Source organism: Limnospira sp. PMC 1279.21 (assembly GCF_032349615.1).
In the GTDB taxonomy this organism is placed as follows: domain Bacteria; phylum Cyanobacteriota; class Cyanobacteriia; order Cyanobacteriales; family Microcoleaceae; genus Limnospira; species Limnospira fusiformis.
This window is the reverse complement of sequence record NZ_JARPLU010000430.1, coordinates 1-1,037: the sequence shown is the minus strand read 5'-3', so window position 1 is coordinate 1,037 and position 1,037 is coordinate 1. Positions and strand designations below refer to the sequence as shown.

General features: G+C 49.3%; 2 pseudogenes. Both read right to left on the bottom strand.

Features of this window, described 5'->3' with window-relative positions:
* A pseudogene (locus tag P5683_RS25215) lies at nucleotides 1–655 on the bottom strand (ISNCY-like element ISAtsp9 family transposase); the annotation flags it as partial.
* Nucleotides 656–919: 264 nt separating this feature from the next.
* Nucleotides 920–1,037, bottom strand: a pseudogene (locus P5683_RS25210) (IS630 family transposase); the annotation flags it as partial.

Genomic DNA, 1,037 nt, shown 5'->3' with positions numbered 1-1,037 from the left:
TAGGTGTTCATAGAGGGTAGTATGAGACTCGGGGCGACAGACGACGATGAAGTTAAGTTGCTGCTCTAAAAACTGCTGACACAACGGTTGGTGGCAATAGAGGTCATCCCCTAAAACCTTGACATTCAAAGCCCTCAAGCATTGTTCTTGCCTCGATAGCCAGCGTTTGGCGGCGGCATTCTCACAGTCTTGCTTATCATGACCATCTTGGGGCACGATAAATTCGGGGACTAAGGGAATCACATGATTCTGTCCCGGACAGACGATGACTGGAGTGACAACACTATGGAAGTAATGGGTTTTTCCTGACTTCTGGGTGCGCGTTGAACAGTGGGGACAGTGAATTTTGTCGGAACTGAAGTATTCCGTGCCATCCAACGCGACTAATAGACTGTCCCCTAGGCAACGGAAGTCTTCTAACTGCCCCTGGGCTTCCAAGACTTGTAGGATCTCCTCAAACACTGGAAACAGGTGATCTGGGGACACGGCATCTAATAAGTCCCGAATCTGGTGATCACAGGGAATTCGATGAACTCCAAACAGACTTTGGGCATTGCTCTTGCCTTTACTCCCCTCCATCAGACGTTGATAAGCCAGAAACGACGGAGTTTGAGTAAAAAACACACGCTCACGCACTTAAAGCGGCATCCTCCATTCCATAGCGGCGATTTTTACCCCGGCGCTTGTCCGGTAGCGATGACAAGCACTGGCGGAAAGAACCGACTAGAGTCTCAAAGCAACCTGGCTTTTTCAACGGCTCTGGCCCTCCTGGGTTTCTTAGATGTCATTACGATACAGGGATGCTGGGGACTTGAACAGGTTTTCGCCAAAATGAGAATTGCTGCCCAATTTTGGGAATCATAACCCCAGGATTGAAGCGGGGAACGGAAGGCGTGAAGTATAGCATTAGTCAAGGTGGTTAGGACGCAGCTTTGAGAACGGAATCCATGGCATCATGGAGAGAATCAAACTGCTCAATACCGTGGCGAATACGGGCTTTCAGCCACGACCAACATTTCTCTATCTTCTTGAGGTCT